The organism is Streptomyces sp. GbtcB6 (assembly GCF_019091475.1).
GTDB lineage: Bacteria > Actinomycetota > Actinomycetes > Streptomycetales > Streptomycetaceae > Streptomyces > Streptomyces hyaluromycini.
Genome location: NZ_JAGXJL010000253.1, coordinates 1 through 282 on the forward strand (window position 1 = coordinate 1; position 282 = coordinate 282).

Here is a 282-nt window from a genome sequence, read left to right on the forward strand (position 1 = left end):
GAGTGCGCCGAGGACCTCGCCGAGGACGGCGTCGTCTACGCCGAGGTGCGCTACGCCCCCGGGCAGCACCTGGAGCAGGGGCTCTCCCTCGAAGCGGTCGTCGGGGCCGTCAACGAGGGCTTCCGGCAGGGCGAGGCCCTCGCCCGGGGGAACGGCCGGCGGATCCGGGTCGGCGCCCTGCTCACCGCCATGCGGCACGCGGCCCGCTCCCTGGAGATCGCCGTGCTCGCCGACCGCTACCGGGACCTGGGCGGGGCGGGCTTCGCCTTCGCCGGGGCCGCG

Annotated in this window: 1 pseudogene; it reads left to right on the forward strand. The window is 77.7% G+C overall.

Features of this window, described 5'->3' with window-relative positions:
• Positions 1-282 (forward strand): annotated as a pseudogene (locus KVT45_RS55310) (adenosine deaminase); the annotation flags it as partial.